Source organism: Curtobacterium sp. MCLR17_034, from assembly GCF_003234485.1.
Classification (GTDB): Bacteria; Actinomycetota; Actinomycetes; order Actinomycetales; family Microbacteriaceae; genus Curtobacterium; species Curtobacterium flaccumfaciens.
In genome coordinates, this window is record NZ_QKTH01000008.1 from 30,908 (window position 1) to 50,676 (window position 19,769).

General features: G+C 71.7%; 17 protein-coding genes. 14 read left to right on the forward strand and 3 right to left on the reverse strand.

Translation table 11 applies throughout. The features are described 5' to 3' along the window. Window positions 1-325 precede the first annotated feature (325 nt). Window positions 326-1,393: an FUSC family protein gene (locus DEI98_RS09960; RefSeq protein ID WP_111100658.1), complete on the reverse strand. Its 1,068-nt coding sequence runs from the start codon at window positions 1,391-1,393 to the stop codon at window positions 326-328. 202 nt (window positions 1,394-1,595) lie between these two features. On the opposite strand from DEI98_RS09960, the gene leuC reads away from it, so the two are divergent. From leuC to DEI98_RS09990, 6 genes are all read left to right on the forward strand, one after another. Continuing rightward, a complete protein-coding gene (leuC, locus tag DEI98_RS09965) occupies window positions 1,596-3,053 on the forward strand; it encodes a 3-isopropylmalate dehydratase large subunit (RefSeq protein WP_111100659.1) in 1,458 nt (485 codons plus the stop codon). Next, the gene (gene leuD, locus DEI98_RS09970; protein WP_111023957.1) at window positions 3,053-3,649 is read left to right on the forward strand and encodes a 3-isopropylmalate dehydratase small subunit; all 597 of its coding nucleotides are present in this window, start codon (window positions 3,053-3,055) and stop codon (window positions 3,647-3,649) included. Before leuC ends, leuD begins: the two co-directional genes overlap by 1 nt. Next, the gene (murA, locus tag DEI98_RS09975) at window positions 3,649-5,016 is read left to right on the forward strand and encodes a UDP-N-acetylglucosamine 1-carboxyvinyltransferase (RefSeq protein ID WP_111023958.1); all 1,368 of its coding nucleotides are present in this window, start codon (window positions 3,649-3,651) and stop codon (window positions 5,014-5,016) included. The genes leuD and murA overlap by 1 nt, the downstream gene beginning before the upstream one ends. 5 nt (window positions 5,017-5,021) lie before the next feature. Continuing rightward, window positions 5,022-5,846 carry a 1-acyl-sn-glycerol-3-phosphate acyltransferase gene (locus DEI98_RS09980; RefSeq protein WP_084741194.1) on the forward strand — a complete coding sequence of 275 codons (825 nt, stop codon included), beginning with the start codon at window positions 5,022-5,024 and terminating at the stop codon, window positions 5,844-5,846. 79 nt (window positions 5,847-5,925) lie between these two features. Beyond that, window positions 5,926-6,939: an NAD(P)H-dependent glycerol-3-phosphate dehydrogenase gene (locus tag DEI98_RS09985; protein ID WP_031259730.1), complete on the forward strand. Its 1,014-nt coding sequence runs from the start codon at window positions 5,926-5,928 to the stop codon at window positions 6,937-6,939. Between the two features lie 59 nt (window positions 6,940-6,998). Next, window positions 6,999-8,081, forward strand: a complete 1,083-nt coding sequence (locus tag DEI98_RS09990; protein ID WP_071244873.1) for a D-alanine--D-alanine ligase family protein — start codon at window positions 6,999-7,001, stop codon at window positions 8,079-8,081. A gap of 86 nt (window positions 8,082-8,167) precedes the next feature. Here DEI98_RS09990 and DEI98_RS09995 read toward each other — a convergent pair whose 3' ends face one another. Continuing rightward, window positions 8,168-8,653: a DUF3515 family protein gene (locus tag DEI98_RS09995; protein WP_111100660.1), complete on the reverse strand. Its 486-nt coding sequence runs from the start codon at window positions 8,651-8,653 to the stop codon at window positions 8,168-8,170. A 24-nt stretch (window positions 8,654-8,677) separates the two neighbouring features. On the opposite strand from DEI98_RS09995, the gene thiL reads away from it, so the two are divergent. After that, the gene (thiL, locus tag DEI98_RS10000) at window positions 8,678-9,673 is read left to right on the forward strand and encodes a thiamine-phosphate kinase (protein WP_111100661.1); all 996 of its coding nucleotides are present in this window, start codon (window positions 8,678-8,680) and stop codon (window positions 9,671-9,673) included. A 90-nt stretch (window positions 9,674-9,763) separates the two neighbouring features. Here the strand turns inward: thiL and DEI98_RS10005 are convergent, their stop codons facing one another. After that, complete coding sequence (locus DEI98_RS10005; protein ID WP_110863961.1) at window positions 9,764-10,324, reverse strand: RsmD family RNA methyltransferase; 561 nt, start codon at window positions 10,322-10,324, stop codon at window positions 9,764-9,766. A 97-nt stretch (window positions 10,325-10,421) separates the two neighbouring features. Here DEI98_RS10005 and DEI98_RS10010 point away from each other — a divergent pair, with 97 nt between their 5' ends. The 7 genes from DEI98_RS10010 to DEI98_RS10040 all read left to right on the forward strand — a co-directional run bounded on the left by DEI98_RS10010 (window position 10,422) and on the right by DEI98_RS10040 (window position 19,637). Then, window positions 10,422-12,650, forward strand: a complete 2,229-nt coding sequence (locus DEI98_RS10010) for an ATP-dependent DNA helicase RecG (RefSeq protein WP_258370794.1) — start codon at window positions 10,422-10,424, stop codon at window positions 12,648-12,650. Between the two features lie 37 nt (window positions 12,651-12,687). Further along, window positions 12,688-13,173 carry a pantetheine-phosphate adenylyltransferase gene (gene coaD / locus DEI98_RS10015; RefSeq protein WP_071405665.1) on the forward strand — a complete coding sequence of 162 codons (486 nt, stop codon included), beginning with the start codon at window positions 12,688-12,690 and terminating at the stop codon, window positions 13,171-13,173. Between the two features lie 151 nt (window positions 13,174-13,324). After that, complete coding sequence (locus tag DEI98_RS10020) at window positions 13,325-13,897, forward strand: DUF177 domain-containing protein (protein WP_071405664.1); 573 nt, start codon at window positions 13,325-13,327, stop codon at window positions 13,895-13,897. Window positions 13,898-13,952: 55 nt separating this feature from the next. After that, window positions 13,953-14,156, forward strand: a complete 204-nt coding sequence (gene rpmF, locus DEI98_RS10025) for a 50S ribosomal protein L32 (protein ID WP_017888273.1) — start codon at window positions 13,953-13,955, stop codon at window positions 14,154-14,156. 13 nt (window positions 14,157-14,169) lie between these two features. After that, window positions 14,170-14,895, forward strand: a complete 726-nt coding sequence (gene rnc, locus DEI98_RS10030) for a ribonuclease III (RefSeq protein ID WP_173034235.1) — start codon at window positions 14,170-14,172, stop codon at window positions 14,893-14,895. Window positions 14,896-14,899: 4 nt separating this feature from the next. Further along, complete coding sequence (mutM, locus tag DEI98_RS10035; RefSeq protein ID WP_111100662.1) at window positions 14,900-15,871, forward strand: bifunctional DNA-formamidopyrimidine glycosylase/DNA-(apurinic or apyrimidinic site) lyase; 972 nt, start codon at window positions 14,900-14,902, stop codon at window positions 15,869-15,871. A gap of 31 nt (window positions 15,872-15,902) precedes the next feature. Further along, complete coding sequence (locus tag DEI98_RS10040; protein ID WP_111100663.1) at window positions 15,903-19,637, forward strand: AAA family ATPase; 3,735 nt, start codon at window positions 15,903-15,905, stop codon at window positions 19,635-19,637. Window positions 19,638-19,769 lie beyond the last annotated feature (132 nt).

The window sequence follows — 19,769 nt, forward strand, 5'->3', positions numbered from 1 at the left end:
GGACGGGAGGCCCGTGGCGGCGCCGCCGCGGGCCTCCCGTCCGCCGTCCGCGCACGTTGCTTCCTCTGTCACGCGCGATGGCAGGCGGATTCGGGCGTACCTGGTCGAAAGGAACGACCAGGCACGCCCGGTTCGACCAGGCATGCCCGGTTCGACCAGGTATGCCCGGTTCGACCAGGCACGCCCGGTTCGACCAGGCATGCCCGGTTCGACGAGGTACGCCCGGTTCGACGAGGTACGCCCGGTTCGACGAGGTACGCCCGGTTCGACCAGGTACGCCCGGTACGCCCGGTTCGACCAGGTACGCCCGGAACGACCAGGCGCGTCAGACGGTGCGGATCGCGCTCGTCGCACCGAGGGCACGGCCACGCCGGCGCTCGATCGCACGCCCGACGAGCAGCAGCCCCACGCTGACCACGGCACCGAGCACGGTCTGTGCGATGCGGTCGAGCGCCAGCAGCTGGGGTGCCTCGGGGAGGCTCAGCCACGAAACCGCCAGGGCGAGCGGGGTGAGGAACAGCAGGCACACGGCGTAGTTCCGGGCGACGAAGATCTCGGCGAAGAACTGCCCGACGACGGCCAGCACGACGATCCACCACGCCGACGGCTCGAGCAGCAGGATGCCGACCGCGATCACGGTGCCGCCGATCGTGCCGACCACACGCTGCCCGGCGCGGACCACGGTGTGCCGCTGGCGGATCGCCGGCAGGGTCGACACCACCGCGATGACCGCCCAGTACGGGTGCCCGAGCCCGGGGATCGACTCCGCGACGGCCCCGGCGACGAGTGACCCGACGACGTTGAGCCCGACGGTCTCCCACAGCGCCGGCGTGCGGAGGACCGCGAGCGACCGGTGCTTGCGGTCGGCCAACGGGCGGAACCGGTGCGGGGCGTGCGGGTGGAACACGCGGCGGAGCACCGCTCCGGACATCGCGACGAGCCAGGCCCAGACCACCGAGCAGACGATGATCGTCGTGACGAGCGGGACGTCGGCCGGGCGCATCGGCACGAGTGCGGACACGACGAACGCGAACACCGGGAAGATCGGCTGCGCGGGGATCGCCCGGAGCGTGGAGAGGGTGCAGACCGCGACCACCAGGACGACGACGAGACCCACGGCCTGCAGCCAGAGCGGCGACCCGACGAGCCCGACCCCGATGCCGGCGAACATGCAGAGCGCCTGCAGCGCACCCGCGACGCCGGTGGTGACGGCACGCTGCCGGTAGGGCTCGGTCGCGCCGAAGATGGCGGTGAACCCGGCGAACATGGCGAAGGCGGCGTACGCCGGCATGCCGAGGGCGATGAGCAGCGCGAGCGGTGCGCCACCGGCGATCGCGGCGCGTGCCGCGCCCTCGAGGTTGATGGTCCGGGTCGAGTGCGCAGGTGTCGTCATGTCGTCACCATCTTCCCACCGCGACGGGTGTCGGGGAGTCGCCACGGGCCTCCAGGCCGTGCCGTCACGGGGTGACGGGCGTGCGACGGCGGGGTGACGGGCCCGCGGCGGGCGGGGTGCCGCGCGTTGGTATACCAATGGTAGAGTCGCCTGATCGCGCCGCGGTCGCGGCGCAACGACGAGGACGAGGAGGGCTGAGCTCATGGGAAAGACGCTCGCCGAGAAGGTGTGGGACGACCACGTCGTGGTCAAGGGCGAGGACGGCAACCCCGACCTCCTCTACATCGACCTCCACCTCGTGCACGAGGTGACGAGTCCGCAGGCGTTCGACGGCCTGCGGCAGGCCGGGCGACCGGTGCGTCGCCTCGACCTGACGATCGCGACCGAGGACCACAACACCCCGACGCTCGCCATCGACCGCCCCATCGCGGACCCGACGAGCCGGATCCAGATCGAGACCCTCCGTCGCAACTGCGAGGAGTTCGGCGTCCGGCTGCACTCCCTGGGTGACAAGGAGCAGGGCATCGTCCACGTGGTCGGCCCGCAGCTCGGCCTGACCATGCCCGGCATCACCGTCGTCTGCGGCGACTCGCACACCAGCACCCACGGGGCCTTCGGCGCGATGGCGTTCGGCATCGGCACGTCCGAGGTCGAGCACGTCCTCGCCACGCAGACCCTGCCGCTCAAGCCGTTCAAGACGATGGCGATCACGGTCGAGGGCACGCTGCGCCCGGGGGTGACGGCGAAGGACATCATCCTGGCCGTCATCGCGAAGATCGGCACCGGCGGCGGCCAGGGCTACGTGCTCGAGTACCGCGGCTCCGCGATCCGCGCCCTCTCGATGGAGGGCCGCATGACGATCTGCAACATGTCGATCGAAGCCGGCGCTCGCGCCGGCATGGTCGCCCCCGACCAGACCACCTACGACTACGTGCAGGGCCGTGACCACGCGCCCACCGGTCAGGACTGGGACGACGCCGTCGCCTACTGGGAGACCCTCGCCACCGACGACGACGCCGTGTTCGACGCCGAGGTGTTCATCGACGCGGACGAGCTCGAGCCCTTCGTCACCTGGGGCACGAACCCCGGCCAGGGCGTCTCGCTGTCCGAGAGCGTGCCGGACCCGGCCGCCTACAGCGACCTCAACGACCAGGCCGCCGCACGCCGCGCCCTGGAGTACATGGACATCACCGCCGGTACCCCGATGAAGGACATCGCCGTCGACGCGGTGTTCATGGGCTCCTGCACGAACTCACGCATCGAGGACCTGCGGGCCTTCGCGTCGATCATCAAGGGCCGTACCAAGGCCGACGGCGTCCGGGTGATGGTCGTGCCCGGCTCCGCGCGGGTCCGGCTCGAAGCCGAAGCCGAGGGGCTCGACAAGGTGTTCAGCGAGTTCGGCGCCGAGTGGCGGTTCGCCGGCTGCTCGATGTGCCTCGGGATGAACCCGGACCAGCTGGCACCGGGGGAGCGCTGCGCGAGCACCTCGAACCGCAACTTCGAGGGCCGCCAGGGCAAGGGCGGCCGCACACACCTGGTGTCGCCGCTCGTCGCCGCGGCCACCGCGGTGCGCGGCACGCTGTCGAGCCCGTGGGACCTGGAGACCGACGACGAGATCGCGGCGGCGACGTCCGCCACCGCCACCGAGGGGACCTTCTGATGGACAAGATCACCACCGTCACCGGCATCGCTGCCCCGCTCAAGCGGTCCAACGTCGACACCGACCAGATCATCCCCGCGGTCTACCTGAAGCGCGTCACGAAGACCGGCTTCGAGGACGCCCTGTTCTCCGGGTGGCGTCAGGACCCCGACTTCGTCCTGAACCAGGAGCGCTACCAGGGCGCCCGCGTCCTGATCGCCGGCCCCGACTTCGGCACCGGGTCGTCCCGCGAGCACGCCGTCTGGGCGCTCCGTGACTTCGGCTTCTCGGTCGTGATCTCGCCCCGGTTCGCGGACATCTTCCGGGGCAACGCCGGCAAGCAGGGCCTGGTCACCGCGATCGTGACCGAACCGGAGGTCGAGCGCCTGTGGGCCGCCATCGAGGCGAACCCGGGCATCGAGGCGACGGTCGACCTCGTGACGCAGCGCGTGTCGCTGGGGGATGTGGACGTCCCCTTCGAGATCGACGCTTACACTCGTTGGCGGTTGATGGAAGGGCTCGACGACATCGGGCTCACCCTCCGTGACGAGACCTCGATCACGGAGTTCGAATCCCGCCGCTCCAGTTGGCGGCCGAAGACATTGCCGGTGAAGTAGTGAACTCTCTCGTACAGGACGCAGCGGCCGCAGGGGCGCGCGTGGGCCTCAAGTCGGACGAGATCGTCATCCGCGGGGGCAAGCCGCTCGTGGGACGCATCGAGGTCCGTGGGGCGAAGAACCTCGCGACCAAGGCCATGGTGGCGTCGCTGCTCGGTGACACCCCGTCGATCCTCCGTGACGTGCCGGACATCTCCGACGTCAAGGTGGTCCGCGGGCTGCTCGAGGTGCACGGCGTGCGCATCACCGATCCTGCACGAGGCGAACTCATCCTCGACCCGTCGCGGGTCGAGTCGGCGCACTTCGCCGAGATCGACGCGCACGCCGGCTCGAGCCGCATCCCGATCCTGTTCTGCGGTCCGCTGCTGCACAAGCTCGGCGAGGCGTTCATCCCCGACCTCGGCGGCTGCCGCATCGGCGACCGCCCGATCGACTTCCACCTCGACGCCCTCCGCGCCATGGGCGCGGTCGTCGACAAGCAGGTCAACGGCATCCACCTGACGGCCCCGGACGGCCTGAAGGGCGCCTCGATCGAGCTGCCGTACCCGAGCGTCGGCGCCACCGAGCAGGTCCTGCTCTCCGCGACCCTCGCCAAGGGCGTCACGGAGCTGCGGAACGCCGCGATCGAGCCCGAGATCATGGACCTCATCGCGATCCTGCAGAAGATGGGCGCCATCGTCTCGGTCGAGCCGAACCGCGTCATCTTCATCGAGGGCGTCGAGTCGCTCCGCGGCTACACGCACCGCGCGATCAACGACCGCAACGAGGCCGCGAGCTGGGCCTCCGCCGCGCTCGCCACCAACGGCGACATCTTCGTCGAGGGCGCGAACCAGCAGGAGCTCATGACGTTCCTCAACGTCTTCCGCAAGGTCGGCGGCGGGTTCGACATCCAGGAGGACGGCATCCGGTTCTACCGCGAGCTGGACACCCTGAAGCCCGTCGTCATCGAGACCGACGTGCACCCCGGCTTCATGACGGACTGGCAGCAGCCGCTCATCGTCGCCCTGACCCAGGCCGACGGCCAGAGCATCGTGCACGAGACCGTCTACGAGAACCGCTTCGGCTTCACCGACGCCCTGAACGAGATGGGTGCCGACATCGTCGTGCACAAGGAGGGGCTGCCGGGCCACGACCGCCGTGTCGCCCGCCGCCCGTTCGAGCAGGCCGCCGTCATCACCGGTCCGACGAAGCTGCACGCCGCGAACGTCCGCGTCCCCGACCTGCGCGGCGGGTTCAGCCACCTCATCGCGGCGCTGACCGCCGACGGCGAGTCGCACATCACCAACGTCGGCATCATCAGCCGCGGCTACGAGCACTTCATCCCGAAGCTGCGCAAGCTCGGCGCCGACTTCGACTTCGCTGGGTAGGCACAGTGCCGGCAGAAGGAAAAGGCGACGGTCTGGAGGCCCGTGGCGGCTCCGACGCGCAGGTCGCGACCGGCCTCCCCGTGCGTGGGCGCCGGTGGCGCCGCGGTGAGCTGAACACCGCGTTCCGCATCGTCGCCTCGATCGTCATCCCGACGTTCCGGTTCTCGGCGCGCTACCACTGGCACGGCCCGAACCGCCTGCCGGCCGAGGGCGCGTTCGTGCTCGCACCGAACCACTTCACGAACATCGACCCGCTGGTCGTGGGCACCGCCGTGTACATCTCGAAGCGGGCGCCGCGGTTCCTCGCGAAGGCGTCGCTGTTCAAGGTCCCCGTGGTCGGCAAGCTCATGTCCGGCATGGGGCAGATCCCGGTCGAACGCTCCGGCCGGACGCGCCTGAGCGACCCGCTCGGTGGCGGCCGGTCCCTGGTCGAGCAGGGCGGGGCGATCATCGTCTACCCCGAGGGCACGCTCACCCGCGACCCCGACCTGTGGCCGATGCGCGGCAAGACGGGCGCGGTGCGGATCGCGCTCGAGAACGACGTGCCGCTCATCCCGATGGCCCACTGGGGCACGCAGAACATCATGGCCAGGTACGGCAAGAAGCTCCGGCTGTTCCCGCCGTCCCGGGTCGACGTGATCATCGGTGACCCGGTCGACCTGTCGGCGTACCGCGGTCGGCAGATCGACCAGCAGATGCTCGGCGAGGCCACCGAACTCGTCATGCGCGAGATCACCGCGCTGCTCGAGGTGCTCCGTGGCGAGCGGGCACCCGCGACCCGCTGGGACCCGGCGGCGAACAACCAGAAGGAGACCGGCCGGTTTGAGTGACCTCCGACCCCACGACGACCGACCCGACCCCGCCGCCGCGGCTCCGGGGGCCTTCGACACCGCCGCGATCCGGGTGGTCATGCAGTCGACCGACAAGCCCCGGGTGGCCGTGATCGGTGCCGGTAGCTGGGGCACCACGTTCGCGAAGGTGCTGGCCGAGGGCGGTGCGTCCACCGTGGTGTGGGCCCGACGCCCCGAGGTCGCCCGCGAGATCACCGAGACCAAGCGCAACTCGGACTACCTGCCCGGCATCAACCTGCCCCGCACCCTGACCGCCTCGACGTCGCTCGAGCGCGTGCTCGACGGCGCCTCGCAGGTGTACGTCTCGGTGCCCTCGCAGACCCTGCGCTCCAACCTCGCCGCGATCCGCGAGCTGCTGCCGGCCGACGTGCCGGTCGTCAGCCTGATGAAGGGCGTCGAGAAGAGCACGGGCCTGCGGATGAGCGAGGTCCTGCTGCAGGGCCTCGGCATCGACCAGGACCGCATCGCCGTGGCCAGCGGCCCGAACCTGGCGCTCGAGATCGCCCGTCGGCAGCCGACCGCCGCCGTGGTGTCGTCGTCTTCGTTGGAGACCGCCACCGACGTCGCCGCCGTCGCGACGAACCCGTACTTCCGGTCGTTCATCAACACCGACGTCATCGGCACCGAGTTCGGCGGCGTGCTGAAGAACCTCATCGCCGTCGCGATCGGCATCGTCGACGGGGTCGGCTACGGCGAGAACACCAAGGCCTCGATCATCACGCGCGGCCTCGCCGAGATGACCGACTTCGCGGTGTCGCTCGGCGCGCAGTCGTCGACGCTGTCCGGGCTCGCGGGCCTCGGCGACCTCATCGCCACGTGCCAGTCGCCGCTGTCGCGGAACAACACCGCCGGGCGGTTGCTCGGCCAGGGCTACCGGTTCGACGAGGTCGTCCGCCAGATGAACCAGACGGCGGAGGGGCTGGCCTCGGTCGCACCGATCCTCGAACTGGCCGCGGCGAACGGCGTCGACATGCCCATCGTCAGCCAGGTCGGCGAGGTCCTCGCCGGTAGGCTCGATCCGCGCAACATCGCGCCGCACCTCACCGAGACCGACGAGCCGCAGGGCGAGTGACCGGTCCCGCACCGAGTCACGAAGGGACTCCCGTGCCCACGATCCCCGAGGGAACCCCCATGCCCAGGACCACCGTCGCCGTGCTCTTCGGCGGTCGCTCGAGCGAGCACGAGATCAGCTGCGTGACCGCCGGCGGCATCATGGACGTCGTCGACCGGGCCGAGTACGACCTCGTGCCGATCGGGATCACCCAGGACGGCGCGTTCACGCTGCAGTCCGACGACCCGGCGCAGTGGACCATCCGCGACGGTGCGCTGCCCACCGTGCCCGACAACGGCACGCGGATCGCGTTCCCGACCTCGCCGGCCACCAACGAACTCGTCGTGTCCCACCCCGACGGCACGGTCACCGCGATCCCGGTCGACGTGGTGTTCCCGATCCTGCACGGCCCCTTCGGTGAGGACGGCACGATCCAGGGTCTGCTCGAGATCGCCGGGCTGCCGTACGTCGGCGACGGCGTGCTCGCGAGCGCCCTGGCGATGGACAAGCACGTCGCCAAGGCCGTGCTCGAGCACGCCGGGCTGCGGGTCGCACCGTGGACCACGGTGCTCCGTCGGCAGTGGGCGGCCGACCCGGTGGACGTCGCCGAGACGATCGCCGCCCACGGCTGGCCGCTGTTCGTCAAGCCGGCCCGCGCCGGGTCGAGCATGGGTGTCTCGCGCGTCGACGAGCCGTCGCAGCTGGGTGCCGCCATGGACCTGGCGTTCGAGCACGACTCCAAGGTCATCGTCGAGCCCCGCGTGGTCGGCCGCGAGGTCGAGGTCGCCGTGCTCGAGGGTCGTGACGGTGTGCCGCGCACGAGCCTGCCGGGCGAGATCGTCGTGGCCGAGGACGGCTTCTACGACTTCGCCTCCAAGTACCTGGGCGGCGACGAGTCGCTGCTCTGCCCGGCCCCGCTGACCGACGACCAGACCGACGAGATCCGCTCCATCGGTGCCCGCGCGTTCGAGGCCATCGGTGGTTCGGGGCTCGCTCGTGTCGATTGCTTCCTGACCGACGACGGCTTCGTCGTGAACGAGGTCAACACGATGCCGGGCTTCACGCCGCTGTCGATGTACCCGCGCTGCTGGGCGGCGTCGGGGGTGTCCTACGGCGAACTGATCACCGAGCTCATCGAGCTGGGTCGCGCCGCCGTCCGCTGACCAGGCCGTGCTGACCAGGCCGTGCTGACCAGGCCGTGCTGACCAGGCCGTGCTGGCTCGGTCGGCGCGCGAGCGCCAGCCGGGCGTCAGCCCTGCACGTCGGCGGGGTCGAGGCACTCGTGTCCGTCCTTGGGCAGTGACGACACGGCGTCGGACAGCTCCTGCACGACCGATGACGTGGTCTTCGTCGAGTCGACCACGACCTGCACGGCCGGTGACCGACCGAACGTCGTGTAGACGACCTGGTCGCCGCGGTCGTCGCGGATCCAGTCGACGCCGCCCTGCGAGAAGCACGGCAGGTCGGACACGGTGGGGACGGCGACACCGCAGTGGTAGATCGCCACCTCGGGGTCGCCCCAGGCCGCCGTGGCCTGCGCGTTCGTGTTCCGCAGGTCGAACTTCGAGTCCACGGTCGCGGGCAGTCGGACCTGCACGGCAGCGCACGCCGCTGTGTTCGCCGAGGGGGCTGCGGACATCGACACGGCGTTCGTGCACCCGGTCAGTCCGGCGGCGAGGGTGATCACGGCCCCGACGATCGCGAGGGTGCGAGGGGTGCGGCGCGCGGTGTCCATCGCCGTCCAGGCTACCGTTCTCGTGTGGATGCGACGGACGACGCCTGGGCCGGACCGACGGTGGGGGAGCTCGGCGAACTCGTCGTCCTCGACCGGATCACGAGCCGTCTGCCCGCGGGCACGCCGATCCTCGGCCCCGGTGACGACTGCGCCGTCGTCGCCGCTCCGGACGGCCGGTTCGTCGTCACGACGGACATGATGGTGCACGGTCCGGACTTCCGGTGGGCGTGGTCGTCGCCGACGGACATCGGCTGGAAGGCGGCCGCCACGAACCTCTCCGACGTCGCCGCGATGGGGGCTGTACCGAGCGGCCTCGTGATCGCTCTCGCTGCACCGCAGGGCACCCCCGTGGCCGTCCTCGAGGGCATCGCCGACGGCTTCCGGCTCGCCGTCGACGCACTCGCGCCGGGGTGCGGGGTCGTCGGGGGAGACCTCTCCACCTCGGCGACGTTCACGGTGGCCGTCACCGCCTTCGGTGACCTGCTGGGCCGCGCGCCCGTGCTCCGGTCGGGTGCGACCGTCGGCGACGTGCTCGCGGTGTCCGGCGAGCTCGGACGTGCCGCCCGTGGGCTGTCCCGGCTGTTCCGCGAGGGCGTCGACGGCCGGGGCGAGCCGGACCGTGCCGCGACGGTCGCGAGCGGCGCGGACGTCGACCCCGACGTGGGACGCCAGCGCCGCCCGGTCCCCCCGATCGCCGACGGGCCGCTCGCGGCCGGGGCCGGGGCCACCGCGATGCTCGACCTGTCCGACGGCCTGGCGATCGACGCCGGTCGGCTCGCCCGTGCCAGCCGGGTGACGCTCGAACTCGATGCCGCCACCGACCTGGACGAGGTCGCGCTGCACGGTGGCGAGGACCACGGACTGCTCGCCACGTTCCCGGCCGACGCGGTCCTTCCCGGGGGCTTCCGGCGCATCGGTGTCGTGCGGGAGCGCGGCGACGCGGACCTGCTGCGCGCCGGTGCCGCGGTGCCGACGACCGGCTGGGACCCCTACGCCGACTGGGACGGCGTCGCCGGCTGACCCGGCCCGGTCGGTGCACGACCGTGTTGCGACAGAACACGCGTCGTTCGACAGGTGCACTGTCGCAGAGCGCGCACGCGCCAGAACGCCTCAGCCGGCGGCGACGGCCTCCCACGCGACGGTCTCGCCGTAGCTGCGCTTGCTGAACGGCGCGAGCCCCGCCGGCCAGGTGGGCTCGGGGGAGCGCTTGCTCCGCTCGACCACGACGACGGCATCCGGCGTCAGCTTCGGCGACAGGGCCTCGAGCACCTCGGCGAGCTCGTGCTCGGTGACGTCGTAGGGCGGGTCGATGAACACCAGGTCGAAGGTGCGGACCGTCCCGCGCAGGTACCCGAGCACCGGCTGCGGCTGCACGTCGATCCGGACGCCCGGCACCCGCTGCTGCACGGCCTTCGCGTTCGCCCGGCAGGCCTGCGCGGCGGCGGACGCCCGGTCGACCAGAACGACCTCGGCCGCACCGCGCGAGGCCGCCTCGAGCCCGAGCGCGCCCGTCCCCGCGTACAGGTCGGCCACCGACGTGGCCTCGACGAGCCCCCGTGCCTCGAGCGACGAGAACAGCGCCTCGCGCACGCGGTCGCTCGTCGGGCGGGTGCCGGACTTCGGCACCCGGAGCGTCAGGGAGCCGGCGGCGCCGGCGATGATGCGGGTCATGCAGCCACCGTATCGGCCCGGCGGGTCCGGTCCGGCGTTCTCCACAGGCCGCTCGGGAGGCACGGGTGGGGTCGGTCGTGCCCGGTACCGTTGGAGCGTGGTCACCTCCGGAACCCCCGCTGCGCCGGCCGCGCCCGACCTCGGTCCGGCGCCGCTCGACGCGCGGCTCGCGAACGTGCTCGGCGGTCGGACGGCGACCGCGATCGAGAAGGCCTTCGGCTACCGCACGGTGGGGGAGTTCCTCGAGCACGCGCCCCGCCGCTACGCCGAGCGTGGTGCACTGACCGCCCTCGACTCGCTCGCGATCGGCGAACCGGTCACCATCGTGGCCGAGGTGGTCGATGTCCGTGAACGCACCATGCGCGCGCGCCGCGGCTCGATCCTCGAAGCGAAGATCGGCGACGGCAAGGGCCTGCTCACCCTCACGTTCTTCAACCAGGGGTGGCGCACGAAGGACCTCGTCCCCGGCGCCCGGGGCATCTTCTCCGGCAAGGTCAGCGACTACCGGGGTGCCCGGCAGCTCGCCCACCCGGACTACGAGCTGTTCGACCCCGACGACCCCCGCGCCACGGCCGAGCCCGGTTCCGACGAAGCGATCCGGTGGTCGCGCCAGCCGATCCCGATCTACCCGGCGACGGCCTCGCTCACGTCGTGGCAGATCGCGAAGTCCATCGGGATCGTCCTCGACACCCTGCCGGACCTGCCCGACCCGGTGCCGGCGTCCGCGCGGTCCCGGCTCGACCTCGTGCCGTTCCGCCGTGCCCTCGAGCTGCTGCACCGCCCCGAGAAGGTCGCGGACTTCAAGCGCGCGCAGGACGCCCTGCGCTACCGCGAGGCGTTCGTGCTGCAGACCGCCCTGGTGCAGCGCCGGATCGCGGCCCGTCGCACCGCGGCCACCCCGCGCGTGGCCGCCCCCGGTGGCATCCTCGAGCGCTTCGACGCCACCCTGCCCTTCACGTTGACGGACGACCAGCGCGCCGTCGGGGCCGACATCGACCACGACCTCGCCCGCACCTGGCCCATGCACCGGCTGATCCAGGGCGAGGTCGGTTCGGGCAAGACGCTCGTGGCGATCCGGGCGATGCTCACGGTGGCCGAGTCCGGCGGCCAGTCCGCGCTCATCGCCCCGACCGAGGTGCTGGCGGCCCAGCACCTGCGCTCCATCGTGAAGTTCCTCGGTCCGGACCTCGCCGCCGAGCTCCGACCGGTGATCCTGACCGGTTCGCAGTCCACCGACGAACGTCGCCGGGCCCTGCTCGCGGCGGTGTCGGGCAGCTCACGGCTGGTCGTCGGCACCCACGCGCTCCTGGGCGACCGGGTGGACTTCGCCGAGCTGGGGCTCGTGGTGGTCGACGAGCAGCACCGCTTCGGTGTCGAGCAGCGCGAGGCCCTCCGCACCAAGGGCACGACCCCGCCGCACGTGCTCGTGCTCACCGCGACGCCGATCCCGCGCACCGTCGCGATGACGGTGTTCGGCGACCTCGACGTCTCGACCATCACGGGCATGCCGTCGGGGCGCGCCGGCGTCGAGACCTTCACGGTCCCGCTGGCGGAGCACCCCGGATGGGAACCCCGGATCTGGTCCCGCATGTCCGAGGAACTCGCCAAGGGCCGCCAGGCGTTCGTCGTCTGCCCGGCCATCGACGACGCCCACACCGAGGACGACGGCGAGCCGGAGCCGGCCGACGGCGAGGACGACATCCCGAAGCGTGCCCCGGCGACCGTGCTCGCCACCGCCGAGCGGATGCGCACCATGCCCGTGCTCGAAGGGCGCTCGATCGCGGTCCTGCACGGCCGGATGACCGCCGACGAGAAGGACCGCGTGATGACGTCCTTCGCCGCCGGCGACCTCGACGTGGTCGTGGCGACGACAGTGATCGAGGTCGGCGTCGACGTCCCGAACGCGGCGATGATGGCCGTCCTCGACGCCGACCGGTTCGGGGTCTCGCAGCTCCACCAGCTCCGCGGCCGCATCGGTCGTGGGCAGTGGGCCGGCGTCTGCTTGCTGGTCACCTCGGCCGAGCTCGAGACCACCTCGCGCGAGCGCGTCGACGCCGTGGCCGCCTCGGACGACGGGTTCGAGCTCGCCCGGGTCGACCTCGAACTCCGACGTGAAGGCGACGTCCTGGGCGAACGGCAGTCCGGTGGGCGGTCCTCGCTCAACCTGCTCCGGGTGGTCGAGCACGCCGACCTCATCGTCGACGCGCGCGGAGAAGCGGAGCGCGTGCTCGAACCCGATCCCGAGCTCGAGGGGTCCCCGGCCCTCCGCGACGCCCTCGCCCGGCGTCTCGACGAGTCCGACGCGGCGTTCCTCGGCAAGAACTGACCCGGAGCCCGACGGCCCGCGCGGTATCGTCGCTGCCATGGCGCAGATCGCGGTGGTCCCCGGTTCCTTCGACCCCGTCACGCTCGGGCACCTCGACGTCATCGGCCGCGCGGCCGGGCTCTTCGACGAGGTGCACGTCCTCGTGGTGCACAACCCCGACAAGAAGCCGGCGATGTTCGAGGCGGTCGACCGGGTCCGGCTCATCAAGGACTCGCTGGTCGAGGTCGGCGCGCCGGAGACGGTCACGGTCGGCGAGTGGACGTCCGGGCTGCTGGTCGACTACTGCCGGCAGGTCGGGGCGAAGGTCCTGGTGAAGGGCGTGCGGTCCGGCGAGGACGTCGCGTACGAGACTCCGATGGCCATCATGAACCGCCACCTGGCCGACGTCGAGACGGTGTTCCTGCTGCCCGAGGCGTCGCGAGCGCACGTGTCGAGCTCGCTGATCCGCCAGGTGTCGTCCCTCGGCGGTGACGTCACGCCCTACGTGCCGAAGACGGTCGCCGACGCGCTCGCGTCCCGCTGAGCACGCTCGCTGAGCACACCCGCTGAGCGCGCCCGCCCAGTCCGCCCAGCCCGCCCAGCAACCGCACTGCGCTCATCGCGTCCGGACACGCCTGTCGCCACCTCGACTCTCGGCCCCGATCGCGCTAGGCTTGTCGATCGTGTCTTCCCCCGTGAACAGCCCCTACGCCCTGCGCGTGCGCGACCTCGCGCACCGGCCGGGTGAGATGCGCGAGCACTCGCTCGACATCGAGGTGCCCGACGCGATGGGGGCCGGTCTGATCGGCGTCCGACAGGGTGCCGAACTGCACATCGACGTCAAACTCGAAGGCCTGCACGAGGGCGTCCTCGTGTCCGGACACGCTTCGGCCGACGCCACGGGGGAGTGCTCGCGCTGCCTCATCGACATCAGCGAACCGATCGAGGTCGATTTCGCCGAGCTGTTCGCGTATGATGCCTCGGAGGATTTCGACTTCTTCGTTCGCGATGACCACGTGGACACCGAACAGGTCGTTCGAGATGCGGTGGTGCTGTCGCTGCCGTTCCAGCCGGTCTGCCGACCGGACTGCCCAGGACTCGACCCGGTGACGGGCGAGCGTCTGGCCGACCTCGGCGAGCAGCCCGCTCGTCAGGTGCTGGATCCCCGCTGGGCAGCGCTCAGCGCAATCGAGCTCGACGACAGCACCGACGGTGACACCACCGCACCGAAGACCACCGAGGGCGAGGAGCGGGCCGAGACCGAGTAGGTCCCGACACCGCCAGCCCCCGTACCGACCACCGACCAACCGAAAGAGATTCACCATGGCCGTTCCCAAGCGCAAGCAGTCCCGTGCGAACACGCACGCCCGTCGTTCGCAGTGGAAGGCCACGCCGATCCAGCTCGTGAAGACGATCGAGAACGGTCAGGTCACCTACAGCCTCCCGCACCGCGCGAAGGTCGTCGAGGACTCGGCCGGCACGCCCCTGTACATGGAGTACAAGGGCCGCAAGGTCGCCGACGTCTGATCGGACCGAACGCATGACGACAACGTCCGGCGCTGCGGGGTCTCGCCCCGCGGGGCCGGACGTCGTTCGTCTGCAGGGCATCCTCGGGGCCGACATCGACCTCGAGCTGCTCCAGCTCGCCCTGACGCACCGCTCCTACGCCTACGAGCACGGGGGCATCAAGCACAACGAGCGCCTCGAGTTCCTCGGGGACTCGATCCTCGGCCAGGCCGTGACCGTGAAGCTCTACCGGTCGTTCCCCGACCTCGACGAGGGTGACCTCGCCAAGCGTCGAGCGAGCCTGGTGTCGACCGTGGCGCTGGCCGAGATCGCCCGGATGATCGGGCTCGGCCGCTACCTGCGCCTCGGCAAGGGCGAGGAACAGACCGGCGGCCGAGACAAGTCGTCGATCCTGGCCGACACCGTCGAAGCCGTCATCGGCGCGACGTACCTGTCGGCCGGTCCCGACCCGGCGACCGAGCTCGTGCTCCGTCTGGTCGAACCGCTCATGATCGACCCGGACCGCTTCGGCGCGGCGATGGACCCGAAGACGAGCCTGCAGGAGCTCGCCTCGAGCCGCTCGCTCGGCAACCCGGCGTACCGCGTCACCGAGACCGGCCCGGACCACGACAAGACCTTCATGGCGACGGTCGTCCTCCAGGGCGAGGACATCGCCACCGGCACCGGGTCGAGCAAGAAGGCCGCCGAGATGGCCGCCGCGCTCGACGCCTGGACCCGGCTGTCCGGCCGAGCGGCCTGACCGCGTGCCCGAACTCCCCGAGGTCGAGGTCGTCCGCGCCGGCCTCGAACCCGCCGTCAGCGGTGCGCGGGTCCTGCACGTCGACGTGGTCGACGACCGTGCCCTCACCCGGCACGACGGCCCCGCCGAGGACTTCGTCGACCGACTGACCGGTCGCACGATCGCCGCGGCCGTCCGCCGGGGCAAGTTCCTCTGGATGCCGCTGCAGCCCGAGCACGACGGGGACCGCCCCGAGGCACTCGTCGCCCACCTCGGCATGAGCGGGCAGATCCTGCTCGGCCGTGGTCGACCGGCGGCCAAGCACCGGCGGATCCTCATCGACGTGCAGCCCGCGGGCACCGACCGCTCGGGTGCGGCGGAGCCCCCGGTGGAACTCGAGTTCGTCGACCAGCGCACGTTCGGCTCGATGGCGATCGACGTGATGGTGCCGACGATCGACGGTGCTCCTGCCGGGTTCGGCGGGCAGGTCGACGCGATCGACCCCGATGCCGTGTGGCGTCGGTGGGTGCCCGGGCAGGTGTCGCACATCGCCCGTGACCCGCTCGACCCCGCGTTCGACGACGACCGGTTCGCCGCGATGGCGCGGAAGCGTTCGAGCGGGATCAAGCGGGTGCTGCTCGACCAGGGCGTCGTGAGCGGCATCGGCAACATCTACGCCGACGAGTCGCTCTGGGCCGCGAAGCTGCACTACGACCGTGCCGCCGACCGGCTGACCCGTGCCGACCTGCGCCGGCTGCTCGACGAGGTCCGCGCCATCCTGCGCCGGGCGCTCGAGGACGGCGGCACGAGCTTCGACGCCCAGTACGTCAACGTCAACGGGCAGTCCGGGTACTTCTCGCAGCGCCTGAACGTCTACGGGCAGCAGGGGAAGCCGTGTCCACGCTGCGGCACGACGATCGTGCGCGAGGCCTTCATGAACCGGTCGAGCCACATCTGCCCCGTGTGCCAACCCCGTCCCCGCGCCCGCACGCGTTAGCCTGACGCCAACCAGAGCATCCGGAGACCGCATGTACTTGAAGAGCCTGACCATCAAGGGGTTCAAGTCCTTCGCGCAGCCGACGACGTTCGCGTTCGAGCCGGGCGTGACGTGCATCGTCGGCCCGAACGGCTCCGGCAAGTCGAACGTGGTGGACGCCCTGGCGTGGGTGATGGGGGAGCAGGGGGCGAAGACCCTCCGCGGCGGCAAGATGGAGGACGTCATCTTCGCCGGCACCTCGACCCGCGGTCCGCTCGGTCGCGCCCAAGTGCTGCTGACCATCGACAACAGCGACGGCCTGCTGCCGATCGAGTACTCCGAGGTGACGATCGCGCGCACGCTGTTCCGCAACGGCGGCAGTGAGTACGCCATCAACGGCGAGAACTGCCGGCTGCTCGACGTGCAGGAACTGCTGAGCGACACCGGTCTCGGCCGTGAGATGCACGTGATCGTCGGGCAGGGGCAGCTCGACAAGGTGCTGCACGCCACCCCGGAGGACCGCCGCGGCTTCATCGAGGAGGCCGCCGGGATCCTGAAGCACCGTCGCCGCAAGGAGAAGACCCTCCGCAAGCTCGACGCGATGCAGACGAACCTGACCCGCCTGTCCGACCTGGCCGGTGAGATCCGGCGGCAGCTGAAACCCCTCGGGCGCCAGGCCGAGGTCGCACGCAAGGCCCAGTCGGTCGCCGCGGTGTTCCGCGACGCCAAGGCCCGCATCCTCGCCGACGACGTGGTGCGCCTGCGCCGCGAGCTGCACGACCACCAGGAGGTCGAGGCGGGCCGCAAGTCCGAGCGCATCGTCCTGACCGAGCGGCTCGACCAGACCCGGGTGCGCCAGCAGCACGTCGAGCAGAGCATGGTCGGCGACGACGTCGACCGCGCCCGCACCGTCGTGCACCGGCTCGAGAGCGTGCAGGAGCGTCTCCGTGGCCTGTCGAGCCTGGCGAACCAGCGCCTGATGTTCCTCGCGCAGCAGGCCGACGCGCCACAGCAGGGCCCGACCGTCACCCAGGAGCAGGTCGCCGGGGTCCGTGCCGAGGCCGACCGCCTCGCCGCCCGCGCCGACGAGATGCTGGGCGGCTCGGCGACGACCGCCCGCGCGGTGCAGGACGCCCGCGCCGCGCTGGACGCCCTGGACGAACGCATCGCCGCCCAGGCAGCCCGGGTCTCGCAGCACGACCTCGAGGCACAGCGGCTCGCCAGCGCCGTCGACGTCGCCCGGTCGAAGCGCGGTTCCGCCGTCGCCGACCGCGAGCGGCGGGAGCGGGCACTGGCCGAGGCCGGGGAACGTGCCGAGCGTGCCGCGGCGGCCCTCGCCGAACTCGGTGTCGACCCGTCCGAGGGCGTCGACGAGTCCGCGCTCGCGCAGACCCTGGAGCAGGCGCGCGCCGAGCTCGAACGGGCCCAGACCACGCGCGACGAGCAGCGCGACCGCCTCCACGCCCTCGAACGCGAGCGGGACGCCCTCGACGCCCGAGTCACCGCGCTCGGCATGTCGATCGAGGTCCGCGACGGTTCGCAGGCCCTGATCGACGCCGGTCGCGCGGGCATCGTCGGTCGCCTGGCCGACAGCCTGACGGTCTCGCCCGGGTTCGAGGCCGCGATCGCCACCGCGCTCGAGGGACTCGCCGACGCCGTCCTCGCGGACGACCGCGGTGCAGCGCTCGACGCCGTCGACCACGCCCGCGCTGCTGACCTCGGCCGGATCGACGTCGTCGTCGCGGACGCCGCGCCCGTCCCAGCGGCCCTGCCCGAGACGCTGCCGTCCGGTGTCCGGCGCGCCACCGACCTGGTGCAGGGACCGCCGGCGCTCGCGTCGATCCTGCGGGACACGCTGGTCGCGGAGACCGACGACCTCGACCTGGAGGCGGTGCTCACGGCCGCCCCGCACGCCACGGTGGTCACGCGGTCCGGCGACCTCGTCCGCGCGGTCCGCGTGACCGGCGGCGGGGAGCGCGTCACCTCGCGCATCGAGCTCGTCGCGGAGCGCGACGACGCCGTGACGCGCCGCGACGCGATCGCGACCGACGCCGAGGACGCGGCCACGGGCCTCCAGGCCGCACGCAGTGCCGTCGAGGACGCACGCCGCCGTGCGGACGAGGCCGACGCAGCATCCCGCGCGTACACGCGGGCGAAGGCCGAGTACGACCGCACGAGTGCGTCGACGCGGGCGAAGGCGGAGAACGCCGCGGCCGAGGTCGAACGGCTGCGTGCCGCGCTGGCCGAGACCGACGGCGCCGTCGAGACCGCCGAGGCGGTGCTGGCCGAGGCCGAGTCGGCGCACCGGGCCTTCACCGAGCAGGAGCGTCCCGTGGTCGACGCGTCCGAGCGTCCCGCGCTGCAGGACGCGCTCGAAGCCGCACGTGCGGCCGAGGTCGAGCAGCGGATCCAGGTCGAGACCGTGCGCGAGCGGGTGCGCGCCGAACGGAACCGCGCCGACCAGCTCGAACGCCAGCTCGAGGCGGAGCGCGCCGCCGCCGAGGAGGCCGCCCGGCTCGCCGTCATCCGACGCGGCCAGATCCGGACCGCGGAAGCCGTGCTCGCCGACCTGCCCGGGGTGCTCGGTGCGGTCGACCGTTCGCTGGCCGAAGCGCGGGTGCAGCTGGCGACGGAGGAAGCCGAGCGGTCGAAGCGCAACACCGAGCTGCAGACGATCCGCAACGAGGAGCGCGAACTCCGCGACCGCCTGCAGACCATCACCGACGGCGTGCACTCGCTCGAGATGGAGATCTACGAGAAGAAGCTGCACGTGTCCGGCGTCCTCGACCGGGCGCAGAGCGAGCTCGGGCTGACCGAGGCCGTGCTGGTGGCCGAGTACGGGCCGCACGTGCCGGTGCCCGTCGACGTGCTCGTGGACCCGCGGGTGCGCGCGCGGAAGCACCGCGAGGCGGAGCGCGCGGCGGCGGCTGCAGCCGCCGAGGCCGCGGGCGTGACCGAGCCGGAGGAAGCTGCGGCAGACGCGGGCCCCGAAACCGACGACGTGGCCCTCGTCGACGCCGAGTCCACGCTGCCCGGCGGCCCCGCGCTGCCCGAGTTCGACACCACCGACGAGGTCGACCCCGCCGACGTCGAGACGGTGCCCTACGTCCGTGCCGAGCAGGAGCGCCGACTCAAGGCCGCCGAGCGCGACCTCGGGCAGCTCGGCAAGGTGAACCCGCTCGCACTCGAGGAGTTCCAGGCGCTCGAGCAGCGGCACGCGTTCCTCGCCGAGCAGCTCGAGGACCTGCAGAAGACCCGGACAGACCTGCTGACGATCATCGACGAGCTCGACACGAAGATGCAGACGATCTTCGAGTCCGCGTTCAACGACACGAAGGAAGCGTTCGACGTCATCTTCCCGATCCTGTTCCCGGGCGGCTCGGGGTCCATCAACCTGACCGACCCGACCGACCTGCTCGGCACCGGGATCGACGTGCAGGTGAAGCCCGCCGGCAAGAAGATCGACCGCCTGACCCTGCTGTCCGGCGGCGAGCGGTCCCTGGCGGCGGTGGCGCTCCTCGTCGCGATCTTCACCGCGCGGCCGTCGCCGTTCTACATCATGGACGAGGTCGAGGCGGCACTCGACGACGCCAACCTGGGCCGCCTGCTGACCGTGTTCGAGCGCCTGCGCGAGTCGTCCCAGCTCATCGTCATCACGCACCAGAAACGGACGATGGAGATCGCCGACGCCCTGTACGGGGTGTCGATGCGGCAGGACGGCGTCTCCGCGGTCGTCGGCCAGCGGGTGCAGAAGCGCGAGCCGACGGACGCGGTCGCGGTCGCGTAGCCGTCTGGTCGCAGGCCCGTTCCGCGAAAGCGACAGATCTCCGCCAACTGTTCGCGGCGATCTGTCGCTTTCCCGGGGTTCGCAGTGGGTCGGCGACGGGATCTGTCGCTTTCGCAGTGCAGTCCACGCGGC

Bases quoted from the DNA above. Each gene is read 5' to 3' on its own strand.
- DEI98_RS09960 (WP_111100658.1), bottom strand. From the start codon at position 1,393: ATGACGACACCTGCGCACTCGACCCGGACCATCAACCTCGAGGGCGCG.
- leuC (WP_111100659.1), top strand. From the start codon at position 1,596: ATGGGAAAGACGCTCGCCGAGAAGGTGTGGGACGACCACGTCGTGGTC.
- DEI98_RS09995 (WP_111100660.1), bottom strand. From the start codon at position 8,653: ATGGACACCGCGCGCCGCACCCCTCGCACCCTCGCGATCGTCGGGGCC.
- rpmF (WP_017888273.1), top strand. From the start codon at position 13,953: ATGGCCGTTCCCAAGCGCAAGCAGTCCCGTGCGAACACGCACGCCCGT.
- rnc (WP_173034235.1), top strand. From the start codon at position 14,170: ATGACGACAACGTCCGGCGCTGCGGGGTCTCGCCCCGCGGGGCCGGAC.
- DEI98_RS10005 (WP_110863961.1), bottom strand. From the start codon at position 10,324: ATGACCCGCATCATCGCCGGCGCCGCCGGCTCCCTGACGCTCCGGGTG.
- coaD (WP_071405665.1), top strand. From the start codon at position 12,688: ATGGCGCAGATCGCGGTGGTCCCCGGTTCCTTCGACCCCGTCACGCTC.
- DEI98_RS10040 (WP_111100663.1), top strand. From the start codon at position 15,903: ATGTACTTGAAGAGCCTGACCATCAAGGGGTTCAAGTCCTTCGCGCAG.
- DEI98_RS09990 (WP_071244873.1), top strand. From the start codon at position 6,999: ATGCCCAGGACCACCGTCGCCGTGCTCTTCGGCGGTCGCTCGAGCGAG.
- leuD (WP_111023957.1), top strand. From the start codon at position 3,053: ATGGACAAGATCACCACCGTCACCGGCATCGCTGCCCCGCTCAAGCGG.
- DEI98_RS09985 (WP_031259730.1), top strand. From the start codon at position 5,926: ATGCAGTCGACCGACAAGCCCCGGGTGGCCGTGATCGGTGCCGGTAGC.